The 257-nt window shown below is 61.9% G+C and carries 1 protein-coding gene; it reads right to left on the reverse strand.

All coding sequences use genetic code 11. The features are described 5' to 3' along the window. The coding region (locus H0248_RS19255) for a TrbG/VirB9 family P-type conjugative transfer protein (RefSeq protein WP_180787136.1) at positions 1-257 on the reverse strand (257 nt) is incomplete at both ends.

Consider the following 257-nt stretch of genomic DNA (forward strand, 5'->3'; position numbering starts at 1 on the left):
GCCGTGGGCAGGAACACCTGGCTGACGTTGTTGCCGCTGGCGTCCGTCACCGGCTGGGTGATGGGGTTCGGGCTGACGCCTACCCGGTTATCACTCTTCGTCACCGTCCAGCCTTTGGGAAAACCCGCTTGCGCGTCAGTCACGGTCTCATCGTCGTCAAACAGCAGCGTGGTGACGTAGCCAGGGCGGGTTTTCACCACGGTGGCGTTCTGGCTGTTATACGATACGTTCTGCATCCGGCTGTCATAGCCGCTGCC

The sequence above is a fragment of the Pectobacterium brasiliense genome (assembly GCF_013449685.1).
Classification (GTDB): Bacteria; Pseudomonadota; Gammaproteobacteria; order Enterobacterales; family Enterobacteriaceae; genus Pectobacterium; species Pectobacterium brasiliense_A.